The 15,198-nt window shown below is 68.8% G+C and carries 14 protein-coding genes and 2 pseudogenes; 8 read left to right on the top strand and 8 right to left on the bottom strand.

Annotated features, from left to right (window positions below):
- Positions 1–95: 95 nt before the first annotated feature.
- Together ACK8N7_RS01530 and ACK8N7_RS01525 are read right to left on the bottom strand one after the other, a co-directional pair.
- Positions 96–530, bottom strand: coding sequence for a hypothetical protein (locus ACK8N7_RS01530; RefSeq protein ID WP_500440461.1), 435 nt, complete (start codon positions 528–530; stop codon positions 96–98).
- 355 nt (positions 531–885) lie between these two features.
- A complete protein-coding gene (locus tag ACK8N7_RS01525; protein ID WP_500440459.1) occupies positions 886–1,137 on the bottom strand; it encodes a hypothetical protein in 252 nt (83 codons plus the stop codon).
- A 445-nt stretch (positions 1,138–1,582) separates the two neighbouring features.
- Between ACK8N7_RS01525 and ACK8N7_RS01520 the strand changes: the two genes are divergently transcribed.
- Positions 1,583–1,774 (top strand): hypothetical protein, encoded by a 192-nt coding sequence (locus ACK8N7_RS01520; RefSeq protein ID WP_500440458.1) that lies wholly within the window; start codon positions 1,583–1,585, stop codon positions 1,772–1,774.
- A 611-nt stretch (positions 1,775–2,385) separates the two neighbouring features.
- Positions 2,386–3,365 (top strand): annotated as a pseudogene (locus tag ACK8N7_RS01515) (IS5 family transposase).
- Between the two features lie 8 nt (positions 3,366–3,373).
- On the opposite strand, the gene ACK8N7_RS01510 reads toward ACK8N7_RS01515, so the two are convergent.
- On the bottom strand, positions 3,374–4,009 hold the full coding sequence (locus ACK8N7_RS01510) for an SDR family oxidoreductase (RefSeq protein ID WP_500440456.1): 636 nt from the start codon (positions 4,007–4,009) through the stop codon (positions 3,374–3,376).
- Positions 4,010–4,292: 283 nt separating this feature from the next.
- Here ACK8N7_RS01510 and ACK8N7_RS01505 point away from each other — a divergent pair, with 283 nt between their 5' ends.
- The 3 genes from ACK8N7_RS01505 (at position 4,293) to gap (ending at position 7,021) form a co-directional block, all read left to right on the top strand.
- Positions 4,293–4,895, top strand: coding sequence for a hypothetical protein (locus ACK8N7_RS01505; RefSeq protein ID WP_500440454.1), 603 nt, complete (start codon positions 4,293–4,295; stop codon positions 4,893–4,895).
- Positions 4,896–4,904: 9 nt separating this feature from the next.
- Entirely contained in the window at positions 4,905–5,861 is a 957-nt protein-coding gene (locus ACK8N7_RS01500; protein WP_403219396.1) for a GlxA family transcriptional regulator, read from the top strand.
- 161 nt (positions 5,862–6,022) lie between these two features.
- Complete coding sequence (gene gap, locus ACK8N7_RS01495) at positions 6,023–7,021, top strand: type I glyceraldehyde-3-phosphate dehydrogenase (RefSeq protein ID WP_500440451.1); 999 nt, start codon at positions 6,023–6,025, stop codon at positions 7,019–7,021.
- A 90-nt stretch (positions 7,022–7,111) separates the two neighbouring features.
- On the opposite strand, the gene ACK8N7_RS01490 is transcribed toward gap, so the two are convergent.
- The 5 genes and pseudogenes from ACK8N7_RS01490 to ACK8N7_RS01470 all read right to left on the bottom strand — a co-directional run bounded on the left by ACK8N7_RS01490 (position 7,112) and on the right by ACK8N7_RS01470 (position 11,079).
- Positions 7,112–7,468, bottom strand: a complete 357-nt coding sequence (locus ACK8N7_RS01490) for a hypothetical protein (RefSeq protein WP_500440449.1) — start codon at positions 7,466–7,468, stop codon at positions 7,112–7,114.
- A 536-nt stretch (positions 7,469–8,004) separates the two neighbouring features.
- Complete coding sequence (locus ACK8N7_RS01485) at positions 8,005–8,919, bottom strand: transposase (protein ID WP_500445646.1); 915 nt, start codon at positions 8,917–8,919, stop codon at positions 8,005–8,007.
- 70 nt (positions 8,920–8,989) lie between these two features.
- Positions 8,990–9,279: pseudogene (locus ACK8N7_RS01480) on the bottom strand (RHS repeat-associated core domain-containing protein); the annotation flags it as partial.
- Positions 9,280–9,316: 37 nt separating this feature from the next.
- A protein-coding gene (locus ACK8N7_RS01475) for an IS3 family transposase (RefSeq protein WP_500440447.1) occupies positions 9,317–10,496 on the bottom strand; the annotation gives its coding sequence in 2 pieces (ribosomal slippage) (positions 9,317–10,222 and positions 10,224–10,496; 1,179 coding nt in all).
- A gap of 217 nt (positions 10,497–10,713) precedes the next feature.
- On the bottom strand, positions 10,714–11,079 hold the full coding sequence (locus ACK8N7_RS01470; RefSeq protein WP_164251725.1) for a cupin domain-containing protein: 366 nt from the start codon (positions 11,077–11,079) through the stop codon (positions 10,714–10,716).
- 691 nt (positions 11,080–11,770) lie between these two features.
- On the opposite strand from ACK8N7_RS01470, the gene ACK8N7_RS01465 reads away from it, so the two are divergent.
- The 3 genes from ACK8N7_RS01465 (at position 11,771) to ACK8N7_RS01455 (ending at position 15,151) form a co-directional block, all read left to right on the top strand.
- Positions 11,771–12,556, top strand: coding sequence for a transposase domain-containing protein (locus ACK8N7_RS01465; protein WP_500440445.1), 786 nt, complete (start codon positions 11,771–11,773; stop codon positions 12,554–12,556).
- A complete protein-coding gene (locus ACK8N7_RS01460; RefSeq protein WP_500440444.1) occupies positions 12,553–13,215 on the top strand; it encodes a hypothetical protein in 663 nt (220 codons plus the stop codon). Before ACK8N7_RS01465 ends, ACK8N7_RS01460 begins: the two co-directional genes overlap by 4 nt.
- Before the next feature lie 415 nt (positions 13,216–13,630).
- Positions 13,631–15,151 (top strand): NHL domain-containing protein, encoded by a 1,521-nt coding sequence (locus ACK8N7_RS01455; RefSeq protein WP_403219129.1) that lies wholly within the window; start codon positions 13,631–13,633, stop codon positions 15,149–15,151.
- The last annotated feature ends 47 nt before the right edge of the window (positions 15,152–15,198 follow it).

Genomic DNA, 15,198 nt, shown 5'->3' with positions numbered 1-15,198 from the left:
GAGCAAGCCGGCCCCAGGAGCCGACCACGTCCGGCGTACCGGACTGCCCGGGCAGTCCGGTACGTCATCGCTCCTCCGGTGACCCGGGCGTCCCCTCAGCCCTGCTGCTCCAAGGAATCCGCGAACGCACGCAGTGCGTCGGCCAGCTCCTTCTTCGTGGGCAGCTGATCGACCTTCTTCTCCAGGTCGTCGATGCGCCTGGCGACCTCCGCGAGATCGGCCGGGTCCGTCGGCGAGGGGTCGGGCCCGTCCGTGGGCGGCGGCCCGCTGGGGCTCGTGCTGGGCTCGGACCCCCCAGTGGCGCCGCCGTCCGATCCGCCGGAGCCGCTGACTGTGCCCCCGCCCGATCCGCCATCGGTGCCACCCGATCCGGCGGGCTGGGTCTCGCCGGGCACCGGCGACGGACCCACGGGCCCGTCGTCCGACGTACCCGCGGCCAGCGCCCCACCCACCCCGAGCACCCCTACGGCGGTGGCACTCATCAGCGCCACCGCCACCCGCTTCGAACGTAAGTTCCTTATGGCAATCATGGCTCAGACAGTAGCCGTCGCACTTGGCGGAAGGGCGAGTTCCCGCATTGTCGCGATCAGTTCAGGCCGGGGCCAACCCCGGGTGTGCGGGGAGCAGATTTCTTGGCCTGCAGGTCTACTGGGCGAGGACGTGGTTCTTGAGCATTTTCACCGATTCCGGCAAACCGGTCATGCTCCGCCCCCTCCCTTCGCCGTGCCTGCCATGCCGCCGAGACTATTCCGTACGTATGAGCAGCGGCACAGCACCATTGACGTTGTTGAACAGGCACCGTGGGGCGGCCGGGGGTATCTGCCCGCCGTCTCGGGATGTCGGTCTGCAGCTCCGGCTCCGGTTTCGGTCTGAACTGCCTGCATGTCAGGTGGTTTCGGCGTAGGCGATGCTGAGGACGGTGATGGTCATCGTGTCGTGGCCGAGGAGGAGCACGACGGATGATGTCCGCCGTGACGTCCCGGATCCCAGCTGCTCGGCGGCCCTGGCCCAGCCCTCCAGTACGACCGGGAGGTTCTCGATCGGTGTGAAGTTGACGTCCTGGAGCAGCTGCTGCCGGGAAGCCGAGTGGGGAAGGGTGACGTGCGGCCGGTCCACTGTCCAGCCCTCGTGCGCCATGTACCTCCTTTTCAACACGCCGGATGCCCAGGAGAGCGCTCGACTTCAGCCAACGCCTCTCTCCCCGGATTCCGATGGGTGATGCCGGCAGGTGCTTCCGGTCGTCCGCCGAAGTGCAGATGTCACCGGCGTCCGCGCAGCCGACCCAACAGGCTGCGAGCCTGGGCGCGTTTACGCGGGTCGGCTGCGGCACGTCGGGCCGACTCGATTGTCCGCCGGCCTTGGGGGCTGCGGGTGAATTGCGTGAGGCGGGCGATCAGTCCGGACATGGTTCCTCCTTGAGGGGTATGCCTTTCGTCTACCCCACAAAGACGCGACCGCACGCCGGGAGCCAAGGCCAAGCCGTTAAGTGATACGGCGAAGGCGGCCCAGGCGGTGCGGGGCGCATCAACTGGTCAAAGAAGCTCCGGGAGACCACCGTCTTCTGGCTTACCTGGAGAAGCTGATGCAGCGTCTGGGCCCGGCCGACTCCCGGGTGCCGGTCAAGAACCTCGCCAAGGTCGTGTCGTTCGTGGGTGTCCTCATCGACGCCGCCATGAACTCCGCGGTCCTTGGCAGGGCGGCCGCCGGCGCCCAGCGGTACGCCGGCCCCGGTTTCTGTGCGACAAATACAAGCTGCCGCCGCCGACCGCACTGACGACCGACCCGGACGACGACTCCCGGACCGACGCCACGCAAGAGTGCTCTCCGCTCAAGCACAGGCGAGCCGGCAGCCAGGCTGGACATCCCGCACCTCGCCCCGTGGGAAGCGGGCTCGCTCAGGCACCCTCGTCCTGATCCTCGCCAGCACAGCGTCAACGCCCCTCCGCGGCCCACCCACGGTCCTGCAGTCACGCCGCCCGCGACCGTTGGGCATCGAGCACAGGCCTCCGCAGCGCAGCGCCTGACCTACGCCTGCCATGGGACGTTGCAAGGCCGGGGGACGACGGCTACCACCAGCGGTCGCGTGGAGCCTCGGGTACCGGGTGGTCAGCCCTTGTGCAGGAAGTGGCTGGCGCCGCGGAGCTCCGTGCTCAGACGGCACTGCGTGACATGGCTGTCGAGTCGCACGTCCAGGCCACCCAGGAGATGCGTGTCGGCCCGGCGGCCGGCGGGCAGCAGGGAGGGATCGATGCCGTCGCGTCTGGCGATGAGTACGCCGAGGTCGTAGCGGCTGAGCGCCTCAGGCCCTCTAGGGCCTGTGTGATGTCGTGATCAATTGCCGGGTTCTGTGCTTTTCGTGGGGTGGAATCCGGTAGGACTGTGGTCGTGACGCGTAGGCAACTCACCAATGCCCAGTGGAAGTTCATCGAGCCGTTCCTGCCGATCGGTAGGTACGGCCCGTATCCGGAGCGTTTGCGGGAACAGTTCGAGGGGGTGGTCTGGCGGTTCCGCTCCAGCGGTCAGTGGCGGGAGATGCCTGCCGAGTTCGGCCCGTGGGCCACCGTCTACGGACGTTTCCGCGTCTGGCGGGACGCTGGTGTGTTCACCGCTCTGCTGGAAGGACTGGTCGCTCAGGCAGCCCGCGCGGAGCAAACAGACTTGTCGCTGGTCAGCGTGGACTCCACTACGGTCCGCGCCCACCACGACGCCGCCGGGCTCCGCGTCAGCAAGCACCTCATGTCGGCCCTGGAGGAAGCCGCGCTGGAGCAGGAGACAGCCCGGCAAAAAGGGGTGGCACGGAGGAACAGAACGGACAGGACGAGCGCCGGCGTATCCGGCGCCGACGCAAGCTCCGCCTGAAGCAGGCCCAGCTCGGCCGGTCCCGGGGCGGCCTCACCAGCAAGATTCATCTCGCGGCGGACCGCAGATGCCGTCCGCTCGCGTTCGTCCTGACCGTCGGGCAGGCCGCGGACAGTCCGCAGTTCATCCCCGTGCTCGAGAAGGTGCGAGTCCGTCTGCCGGTGGGCCGTCCCCGCACCAGGCCCGGCGCCGTCGCCGGCGATAAGGCCTACTCGTCGCGCGGAAATCGCCGCTACCTGCGAAAACGCAACATCAAAGCAGTCATCCCGGAGAAGAAGGACCAGGCCGCAAACCGCAAGAAGAAGGGCTCACAAGGCGGCCGGTCCATCAGCCACGACGCCGACCTCTATAAGGAACGGAACACCGTCGAACGCCTGATCAACAAGCTGAAAGCCTGGCGAGGCATCGCCACCCGCTACGACAAGTCGCCCGAAAGCTACCTAGCCGGCCTCCACCTCCGAGCCTCCATGATCTGGATCGACGACCTACTCAAGACCACCGCGTGATCACGACATCACACAGGCCCTAGGTGATGGACACCGGCCACGCTGCTCGACGCCAGCTCCAGCAGGGCGGAGCCAAGGTCAGAAACGTGTACGGGGCATCTGCAGTCGTCGGTGAACAGGACTCCGTCGTGGGCTCCGGAAGCCAGGTCGTGCACGAGGCGTTCGTGCTCGGAGCGTCCGTGGCCGATGATCAGCGACGTGCGCGCGACGACGGCCCCCGGAAGGACGGCGAGGATCCCAGTTTCCGCCGCGGCTTTGGCCGCGCCGTAAGGGGTGAGGGGGTCGGGGAGGCTGGACTCGTCGTAGTGGGTCTTGCCGATCCCGGAGAAGACCGCGTCGCTGGAGACGTGGACCAGTCGGGCTCCGTACTTCGCCGCGGCCATCGCGAGGTGGATGGGGCCTTGGGCTGTGGCTTTCCAGTCGGCTCCGCCGCTCGACGCGTTCACCACGACCAGGGGGCGCAACTGTGCCAGCAGAGCGTCAATTCGCAGCACATCGCGAAGGTCGAGCTTCTTCCACGGGACTGAGCTGGAGTCGCCCCGCCTGTTCGCGTAGGTGGCGACGGCGTTGTGCCCAGCGGAGACGGCCTGCCGGATCAGCTCGGTCCCCAGGAATCCGCTGCCACCGACGACGAGAAGTGTCATGGACGACACCGTAGACGGGGATGTGCTTTGAAAGGCCCGCAGCCGGTGCCCCCACGTGACTCCACGCCTAGGGCAGGGAAGTTCACACAGACCACGTTTGCAGGGACAGCAGCTACCGCCGCTCCGGCATCCACCTCATCCGCTCCGGCATCGGCAGCCGCGACACCGAAACCACCACCCACTGGCTCAACGCCCCGGCTCACGGCATCGCGTCCGGCGGCGCGGAGTCGCTTGCCTTGGTCCGCACGTTTGTCAGAAGGGCGCGGCAGCGGATGGATTGCACGTGAGGGAGGGGACGGGGACGCTCGAAGCACTCAACACGGAGTTCGAGTCGCCGCACGGGACGTTTTTCATCGCCATCAGCCCGGATGGAACATCCCTCGTGTGCGGAAGCGGGCGCACTGCTGCGCACCGGAGGGCCATAACTCAAGCCGCCCGCCAGGCACCCTTTCGCGGTGACCTTCCACTCCAGCTCTTCGGCGTCGAGCGGGCGCAGCGCGGCCCCGGATACGCCGACTTCGCGGCGCCCGAGCCGCCTCTCAAGCTCGTCCTCAGCAGGGGCGATCCCGGCCAGGACACCCGCCTGGACCACCCCAGGGTCGAAGCCGACTCCACCGGAACCGTCGCCGCCGCCACCGGTCGCCGCAAGGAGGTGGGGCTCGCCATCTTCAAGGAGACTGACACCTCCTGCTGTTACGCCCTCCGGGACCAGGTCTGGGTCCACGGCCCCGACCGGATGGGCAAGCCCCGGTTCGGGCGGCGACACCTGCCGCACCGCTCAGGAGGAGCCCACCGCCCCCACCGCGGCCGACCGCACCTGCGGAACCCGAGGCCGCCGGGCAGCGCGCTCGGCACGGATGCCGGTGCTCCCGCGCGTCTCGCGTAACCTTTCCCCGTGCCCGCACCGTCCCTGCATCGCGTCGCCGTCCTCGTACTGGAGGGGGCGAAGCCACTCGACGTCGGCATTCCGGCGCAGGTGTTCACGACCCGCGCGAGCATGCCGTACGAGGTGCGGATGTGCGGAGCGCGGCCCGGGCTGGTGACCGGTGGCGACGGGCTCTCGTACTCCGTCGCCCACGGGCTCGACGCACTGGAGTGGGCCGACATCGTCTTCGTACCCGGATACCGGTTCCCGGACCGCGAGGATCCGCCGCGGGCCGTCGTCGACGCGCTGACCGGCGCCCACCGGCGGGGCGCGCGGCTGGCCGCCATCTCCACGGGCGCGTTCGCCCTCGCCGCCACGGGTCTGCTCGACGGCAGACGGGCCACGACGCACTGGCACTACACACGGGCGCTCGCGGCGAGGCATCCGCTCGTCCAGGTCGACGAGAACGTCCTGTTCGTCGACGAGGGCAGCGTGCTGACGTCGGCCGGCGCCGCCTCGGGCATCGACCTGTGCCTGCACATCCTGCGCGGCGATCTCGGGGTGGCGGCGTCGAACCATGCCGCCAGGCGTCTGGTGGCGGCCCCCTACCGCAGCGGCGGTCAGGCGCAGTACGTACCGCGCAGCGTGCCCGAGCCGCTGGGGGAGCGGTTCGCCGCCACGCGCGAGTGGGCGATGCGCCGGCTCGGTGAGGTGCTCACGCTCGACGTACTGGCACGGCAGGCCGGGGTCTCGCCCCGGACGTTCTCGCGACGCTTCGTGGACGAGACCGGCTACACGCCGATGCAGTGGGTCATGCGCGCCCGCATCGACGTCGCCCGCGAGCTGCTGGAGCTTTCGCAGCGGAGCGTCGAGCAGATCGCCGCCGACGCCGGTCTGGGCACCGGGGCGAATCTGCGGCTGCACTTCCAGCGGATCCTCGGCACCACGCCGAGCGAGTACCGGCGGACCTTCGCCCGGGGCGAGTAGGTCTCGCCGCCGTGGCCCGGCGTAGTTCTCGGGCCGCCGTCCGGCACGGTCCTGGCCCTTGCGGTGGCCTGGCGAGATCCTTTCGGACCGTGGCGATCATGCCGCTGTCATCGGCACGCGCCGGGCGCGAGCCTTGTGGTGAACCGGAAGGGACACCACTCATGACTCGCATCGCCATCAACGGATTCGGCCGCATCGGACGCAACGTGCTGCGCGCGTTGCTCGAACGCGAGAGCCGCCTCAAGGTCGTCGCCGTCAACGACCTCACGGAGCCCGCAGCTCTCGCCCGGCTGCTCGCCTTCGACTCCACGGCGGGCCGGCTCGGTCGCCCGGTGAAGGCCGACGGGGACACCCTCGTCGTCCACGGCCGACGCATCACCGTGCTCGCCGAGCGTGAACCGGCGCGACTGCCCTGGGCTGAGCTCGGCGTCGACATCGTCCTGGAGGCGACCGGTCGCTTCACCTCGGCCGAGGCCGCCCGCGCCCACCTCGACGCGGGCGCCAAGAAGGTGCTCGTGAGCGCACCGGCGTCCGGCGCCGACGTCACCCTCGCGTACGGCGTCAACACCGACGCGTACGACCCGGCGGTGCACACCATCGTCTCGAACGCCTCGTGCACGACCAACGCGCTGGCCCCGCTGGCGAAGGTGCTCGACGATCTCGCCGGTATCGAGCACGGCTTCATGACGACGGTCCACGCCTACACACAGGAGCAGAACCTGCAGGACGGCCCGCACCGCGACGCCCGCCGCGCCCGTGCCGCCGGGGTCAACATCGTGCCGACCACGACCGGCGCCGCCAAGGCGATCGGCCTCGTGCTGCCGAACCTCGAAGGCAGGCTGTCAGGCGACTCGATCCGCGTACCGGTCCCGGTGGGCTCGATCGTCGAACTGAACACGACAGTCGCCCGCGATGTGACGCGCGAGGACGTGCTGGCGGCGTACCGTGCCGCTGCCGAGGGGCCGCTCGTGGGCATTCTCGAGTACTCGGACGACGCTTTGGTGTCGTCCGACATCACGGGCAACCCGGCCTCGGCGATCTTCGACTCGGCCCTCACCCGCGTCGACGGCCGTCACATCAAGGTCGTCGCCTGGTACGACAACGAGTGGGGATTCTCCAACCGCGTGATCGACACGCTCCAGCTCCTCGCCACCGGCTGACCGGACGCAGGGGCGGCCGGTCAGCCGGCCCCCAGGAGGCGGCTCACCGCTCGGCGGAGCCCGCCTTCTCTTTGACGGCCCTCGCGGTCCTCACGGCTTGTCCCACTCCCATCTCCCGAACGCGGCGATGCCGTGGTCGTGCTCGTAGCCGGGGCGGACGTGAGGGCCCACCCGTGCGATCGCCTCCCCGGTGCGCGGGTCGTCCCGGCGGGGGAGGAGCCGTAGCAGGCCCGCACATCGGCCGCCCGGATCCCGGAGCAGCGCGACGATGGCGTCCGTGGACCCGGCGCTGCCGTTATGGGCCGCGGTCAGGGCCCGGCCGGCCTCATCACGCTCCGCCCGGTCCTCGTCCCTGGCCAGCTTCAGCAGGGTGGCCCGGGCCGGTCGGGGAACGGGCAGGGACGGGGGGACCCCCGCATCGTCGACGACACCATGTTGCTCCGACATCCGGGACGCCTGGCACGAGTACCAGCAGTTGGAGGCCGGGACCCACCACTCGCAGGCCCGGTACACCGGCACACGGGAGGAACCACTTCGCGATATCTCCCTTACTGCCGTGGGCACGGCTTTGCCCTTCCTGGCCACGAGGGCAGAGACGTCGACTACGGCTACATCAAACGACTCGTAGGCATCCCGAAAGCACACCGACAAGAGCTGACCGAGCCCATGCTGGGCCTCCTTGCCACCAGTGGCGAGCCGATCGCGCCCTTTACCGACATCGGCCTTATCACCGGACAGGTTCACGGCCCCCGAGGGCATTTCCACGGACGGTCTCCACGTGGTTCTGACGGACAAGGTGACTACGGACCCGCCTTCGGGCGCGCCTGTTGGAAACGGCCCTTCACACACCTGCCACAGCTCCTCCGCTGCTCTGCCCGTCAAGCAAGGAGACGGCCTGGGTATCGCTCCTCGGCCTGCCGCAGCTCTTACGAGTTGGTACGTGATAGCGGGTGAGGCGTGCTGGTCCGTTGGAGGACCGCTGTTCAGGCTTGAGTGGTGCGGTCGGAGACGAGGCCGGCGATGGCGCGGTAGGTGTCTGGCAGGCGGTCGCGTCGGTGGGTCCAGCGCAGTAGTTGCTTCCAGCGTTTGTGGTCGGCGAGGGCGTGTTCGACGGTGATGCGGTCGGAGGAGTGCCAGTGGCGGTCGCGTTCCCACTGTTCAACTCTGCCGGGCAGTGCTCCCGGCCGCGGCTTTCTGGGCGGTGTGATTGCTTGCCCGCGGTGGTCGCGGCTCAGGCCGAGATAGCCGTCGTCCAGGAGGACCTCGACATCGGGGAAGTGCTCGAAGCACACGGCGATGCCCTCGTTGCGGGCAGCCGTGGCATCGTGCATACGTCCAGGTCGCAGGGCATCGGTCCACAACGTGCGGCCCCGCCAGTCGGCGATGACGGTGGCCTTCATCGTGTTCTGCTTCTTCTTGCCCGAGACGAACGCGCGCCTGCCGCCACGTCCGGCCGGTGGACGGCGTACCTGGATCTCAGTGGCGTCCAGGCGCAGCTCGATGCCTTCGGCCTGGGCATAGGCGAACACGTCCGGCAGCGTCCGCAGACGCAGGCCGGGGCGGTCGGGGACCGCGCACCCCCGCTCGGCCAGGAGGTGACGTATCTCCCCGATCGCGCGGGTGATGGTGGAGCGGTCGACGCCGAACAACAGGCCAAGGACCGAGTGCGGCAGATCATGGCGCAGATGGATCAGCGTGGCCACCAGCCGGTCGACGAACATCAGCTGGTGACGGGCGCCGGCACCCGCTGCCCGCTTCCTGATCCCGCCTCGTGCAGCACGGCGGCGGCCTTCGACACCGGCCTGCCACGGCACGGCCAACTCCTCGATCAAGCAAACCAGATGATGCCGCGAGATTCCGGTGAACAGCCGATGCGCCAGGACCGCCCGATTGACCATGATCGCCACAGCCGGATCATGCCACCTGCCAGCAACGACGCCTCACCCGCTATCACGCACCAACTCGTTACACGGCGTCGGGGCTGAGGAAGCGTCCGGTGACGGGGTCGTAGAGGCGCACGCCCATGAGGATGGTGCCGGTGACTGTTTCGCTGGAGCGTTGCTTGCCGCCGAGCCGGCCGTAGCGGGTGGCTGCTGTCTCGCTCCCGGGATTGCCGAACTCATCGTATGCGAAGGCGATCGGCGCCATGGATGTGTGTTGAGCGGGAGTTGAACGGTGACGTCGCCGTGGATGTCGGTGAGTTGCAGGGCAGTGGTTCCGGTGTCCGTGGTGGTGGCCGCCAGTGAGCCGCTGATGCCTCGGACGGGACTGCTGCACGAGTAGGTGACAGTGGGGTTATGCAGCCAGGGCTGCGGGTGGGGTCATGATGGTCTCGTACTCGACGAGGGTCAATCGGGCCAGGCGTTTCTGGCGCCGGCGGCGGTGGTAGGTGCGCTCGATCCAGGTCACGATCGCGATCCGCAGATCCTGGCGGGTGGCCCAGGTACGGCGGTCGAGGACGTTCTTCTGCAGCAGAGCGAAGAAGCTCTCCATGGCCGCGTTGCCGCCTGCGGCACCGACTCTCCCCATCGATCCGATCATGCTGTGACGTGCGAGAACGGCGACGAACTTCCGTGAGCGAAACTGCGACCCGCGATCGGAATGAACGATGCATCCAGCGACCTGGCCCCGACGGGCCACCGCGGATTCAAGAGCCCTCACGGCGAGGCTGGACTTCATCCGGGCGTCGATCGAATAGCCCACGATGCGGCTGGAGTACACGTCCTTGACGGCACACAGATACAGCTTGCCCTCGCCGGTTGCGTGCTCGGTGATGTCCGTGAGCCACAGCCGGTTGGGCCCCGCCGCGGTGAAGTCGCGCTTGACCCGGTCGTCGTGGACCGGCGGGCCGACTTTGGCATTCCTGCCCCGGCCCCGCCGCTTCCCGAAGACGCTCCACCAGCGGTTGTCGCGACAGATCCGCCAGGCGGTCCGCTCGGCCATCGCCTCGCCGGCCGTGCGAGCCTCGTCGAGGAGGAAGCAGTGGCCGAACTCCGGGTCGTCGCGATGCGCGTCGAACAGGGCGTTGGCCCGGTATGCCTCGGCGAGTTCGGCGTCAGCAACCGGATTGTTCAGCCACCGGCAGTAGGGCTGGCGGGCCAGATTGAGCACCCGGCACGTCACCGCCACCGGCACCCGGTGAGGGGCAGCGGCGGCCAGCTCGCGGACGAGGGGGTACATCATTTTGACGGCAGGTTCCCTGCGACAGATAGGCCGCGGCCCTGCGCAGCACCTCGTTCTCCTGCTCCAGCAGCCGGATGCGCCTGCGGGCCTCGCGCAGCTCGGCCGACTCACCCGACGCCGTCGCGGGCTTGGCGCCGCCCTCGTCGGTGTCGGTGCGGCGCAGCCACTTCGACAGCGTGATCGGGTGGACGCCGAAGTCGGCGGCGATCTGTTCCAGCGTGACGCCGGGCTCGCGATTGCGCGCGACCCGCACGACATCCTCGCGGAACTCCTTCGGATACGGCTTGGGCACTGCAACATCCTTCCAGGCCGCCTCTCAGCAAGCCAGGTCAGGTGTCACCCTTCCGTGCAGCAGACCCAGGTCCTCAAACCGGCTGGTCGAAGAAGCCATAACGCCCCTCCCCGGTCAGCCAGCGCCGGGTCAGACCTCCTTGCCTGCCCGCAGCGATCTCGTGGCAGGGGAGGCGGAGCTGGGTGGCCATCGTCGGCCTCGGAAGCGTCCGCCGTGATCAGCTCATCTGGGCCTTGATGTGTTCGACGACCTCGTGGAACTCCTTCGTCGGCGAGAAGTCCACGTACTCGCAGTCCTCCAGCGCCTCGGGGGCGTGGCCCGGGGGCCAGTAGAATGCCTGTCCCTCCTGGTAGACCTCATCGCCGTGCCCGGTCCGCATTTTCAGGCTGCCCTTGAGCAGGTATCCCCAGTGCGGGCACTGACACAGGTCGTCTGGCAGCCCTTTGCAGACCGGTGCCAGGTCCGCTCCCTTGGGGAGCCGTGCGAAAGCCGCGGTCATGTTTCCCCCGATTTCCTTCATACGCAGCTCCACGCCGCCCCCCTCGATCGCGACCGGAGCATCACTACGCGTCGTTGCGGTCATCGCACGCCACTCCTCTCGATACCCGTCCCCTTCCACCCTGCGCCTCATCCGCGCCGTCGGCCACGCGGCAAGCCCCGGCCCGCCCCGTGCCACCGCAGTAGCCACCCACGGCAGGGTCCGTACGGCGAGCATGCAACCCCCCACAGGCTGCGGTTACCACGAAGAGGCGAGAGGTCGATGTGCTGCACGCGAGGTGTGGGGTTTCGCCACCGGTAGCCATAAAGGGAAGTCAAACACTCACTGAGGGGCCGGTGAGGATGTCGTGGCCGAGGCGGTGCCAGACCACGTGCGGTGTGTACTGGGACGGCGTTCGGGCCCGTACGGCGTGCTGCTCGGTCAATCGGCAACGGCTGTATTGGCGGTGTTGCACGGGACCAGCAGGTTCACTCGCCGGGCAGCTCGTAGTGCGTGGTCGTCCAGAGCCCCTTGTGATGTGTGTCTGGCCTGCGCGGTCCCGGGGTGCAAGGGAAGAATCAGGGCGCATGCATTGACGATCAACTTGGTAGGGCCTTGACCCAAGGCCGGGTGGTTAAGGTATTTCCGCTGGTGGCAAGGGGTTTCGGCGCCGGGTCGTGACGCGGGCAACGGGGTCGCGTTGATCAGATGGTCCGCCAAGACTGCTGATCGCCGAGGTGCCCCGTTGGTCGTACGTCATTGTGTCGCGCCGCCCGGTCTGACGACGCTCTCCCGCGTGTTCGCTGTCGCCGCGGGCCCCTTCGCGCCCGGCCATCTGGGCGAGCTGACGAAGGTCGTGGCGTTCGAGCTCGTCGACGCGGTCCTGGAGGAGACCGGCTGTGTGCAGCGCCGGCTGCGTGACCTGCCCTCGCGGGTCGGGGTCTACGTTCTGCTGGCGATGTGCCTGTTCCCGGAGGTTGGCTACCGGCTGGTCTGGAACAAGCTCACCGCGGCGCTGGCGGGTGTCGGTCTGGAAGTCGCCGGGCCGACCGCGAAGGCCCTGCGTGACCTGCGGCGCCGGGTCGGCCCGGCGCCAGTCCGCCGCCTGTTCGAGGTCCTGACCGGGCCTCTTGCGCAACCGGCCACGACCGGGGTGCGGTTCGGACGCTTCCGAACGGTCTCGTTCGACGGCTGCAGCTCGATCAGGCTGGCCGATACCGAGCGCGACGTGGAGTGGTTCGGGCCGGGCGGCCGGGGCGGCTGCCCGATGCTGGAGCTGATGACGTTGGTGGAGACTGGCACCCGCGCCCTGACCGGCGCGGTGTTCGGTCCCACCGACACCGGTGAGACTGCCTACGCCTGCCGGCTGCTGCACCATCTCCGCCCCGACATGCTGCTGTTATGGGACAAGGGCTTCGACGCCAACGCTTTCCTCGCCTCTCTGACGGCACCGGCGCCCAGTTCCCCGGGCGGATCCGCGCCAACCGCCGCACCCCGGTCCTGGCCCGTCTCGGCGACGGCTCCTACCTGTCCGTCATCGGTTCCGTCCCGGTCCGCATCATCGAGGCACAGGTCACCGTGACCTTGGACGACGGCACTTCCTTCGCCGGGGTCCACGGACTTGCCACCACGCTGACCTGCGCGAACCGATACTCCGCCACCGTACTGGCCGCGCTCTGCCACGAGCGGTGGGAGCACGAGTCCGCCTACTACGCGCTGCGGCACACCCTGGGACAGGGCCGCCCGCTGCGGTCGGGCGATCCGGTCGGCGTCGAGCAGGAGACGTGGGCCCAGCTCACCCTCTACCAGGCGCTTCGCACGGTGATGCCGGAGGCCGCCGAGTCCCGGCCGGGCACCGACCCGGACCGCTGCGGCTTCACCATCGCCCTGCAGGCCGCCCGCGACCCCGTCGTCCAGGCCGCCGGCATCACCACGGCCCCGGACGCCAGCACCATCGGCGTCATCGGCCAGCGCGTCCTGGCCGGCCTCCTCCCACCCCGCCGGCCCCGCGTCAGCACGCGCAAAGCCCGCTCGCCGGTCTCCCGGTACGCCGAACGCCAAGACGACGGCCGTCCCGACCGCAGCCGCACCGTCACCCGCCGCACCGTCACCATCCTCGAGCCCGCGAATGAACAGCCCGCGCTGCCCGCCGCCTCCCGCGACGACCGGCTCGCCACCCACTCCCAGCGACGCAGACACCGCATCCTCGACCTGCTCCACGAAGAGCCCGGCCGTTCATAGCGGCCCCGCGGCATCGCGGCCCGCTTCGGCGACGTCACCCTCGAGACCATGTACAGACAACTCAACCGCTGGGCCGCGAACGGCCTCACACACAAGCTTGGCCCCGGCCTCTACACCGCCACGCAGTGGTCACCAACACCCTCACCACCAGCGGAAATACCTTAACTACCCGGCCTTGGGTCAAGGCCCAACCGTGGAGTCGACCGACACGGTCCACTCCACCGCTCCGATCGAGTCGTCGTGGAGTGGACGGTGTGCCGACCGCGAGAACCGCAGCCGATCCGGGCCGGCTTCCGTCAACTCAATGCGTGAAGCCACTCATTGGTGACTTTGCCGACCGGGCCCCCGTACGTCTTGTTGGAATCGATCGACAACCGGCTGTAGTGAGCGGTCGGTGAACGGTGAAGGGAAGACGATGAGCACTGCTCAGACGGAAGCCGGTGGCGAGAGTTTCGCCCCCGAGATCAGCACGGTCGCGGGGACCGGGGTTGCGGGGTTCAAGGGAGACAACGAGCTGGCCGTCGCGGCGCAGTTGAATCGTCCGTACGGCATCGCGCTGGACAGTTCCGGCAGCCTCTACTTCTCCGACTACAACAACCACCGGGTCCGGAAGATCAGCACTGACGGGAAGATCAGCACGGTCGCCGGCGCCGGGGCGGGCTACCGGGGCGACAACGGTCCTGCTGTCTCGGCCCAGCTGAACTGCCCGCGCGAGGTGGCGGTAGACGCTGCGGGCAGCGTCTACATCACCGACGCCGCCAATCACCGGGTCCGGGTGATCACCACGGATGGGAAGATCAACACAGTCGCCGGAACGGGCACCGCGGGATTCAGCGGTGACGGCGGACCGGCCGCCAAGGCCCAGTTGAACTACCCGTTGGGCGTGGCGGTGGACAGCACCGGCACCCTCTACATCTCCGACCATGGCAACCACCGGGTCCGGAAGATCAGCGCTGATGGGAAGATCAGTACGGTCGCGGGAACCGGCGTAGCGGGATTCAAGGGAGACGATGGTCCAGCGGCTTCCGCTCAGCTGAACGGCCCGTACGCCTTGGCGGTGAATGACGCGGACCTCCTCTTCATCACCGACGGGAACAACCATCGCGTCCGCAAGGTCGCGGCCGACGGGAGCATCAGCACGGTCGCCGGTAAGGGCACCGCGGGATTCAGCGGTGACGGCGGCCCGGCGACGTCCGCACAGCTGAACCTGCCCCTGGGGGTGGTGGTGGACAGTGCCGGCACCCTCTACATCTCCGATTACAACAACCACCGCGTCCGGAAGGTCGCGCCGGACGGCGGAATCACTACGCTCGCGGGCAAGGGCACCGCGGGTTTCGGCGGCGACGGCGGCCCGGCTACGGCAGCCCAGCTGAACAACCCGTTCGGGCTCGCGGTGGACTGCGTCGACACCCTCTACATCGCCGACCACCTCAACAACCGGGTCCGGAAGGTCACCTCGGAGAAGACGGCGGGGTTGCCCGAGTCGGGCACGGTGGTTTCCTGGGCGAACGTGCGCAGCAGGCTGCGGATGGGGGTCCTGCGTGAGTCCACCATGGACGGGGCCGAGGTCCACCAGTCCCTTTCCTCCCCCAGGGCTCACCAGCGGTGGCGGCTGATCGCGTCGGGCCAGGACGACGGTGACGTCCTGTACCGGATCGAGAACCTGCGCAGCGGCAAGGTCCTGGAGGTCGTCGGTGGAGGGACGGTGGATGGGGCGGTGGTCGCGCAGCGCGCCTACGAGGGCAGCGGCGCCGAGCACCAGCAGTGGAGGCTGATCCCGGTGGGTTCGGTGACCGACACTCCGCGGGTGTACGAGATCGCGAACCGCAACAGCGGTCTACTCCTTCGCGTCGACACCAACGCCCCCACGGTGATCAAGCAGTACGGGGCGCAGGGCGACCACCGCGACCGCCAGTGGCAGATGCTGCCCGTGTGAACGCCCGAGGGGTCAGGGGCGTGGTCGCCCCTGACCCCTCGGGCCCG

The organism is Streptomyces griseobrunneus, assembly GCF_046713465.1.
Lineage (GTDB): Bacteria > Actinomycetota > Actinomycetes > Streptomycetales > Streptomycetaceae > Streptomyces > Streptomyces microflavus.
This window is presented reverse-complemented; position numbering and strand designations above follow the sequence as displayed.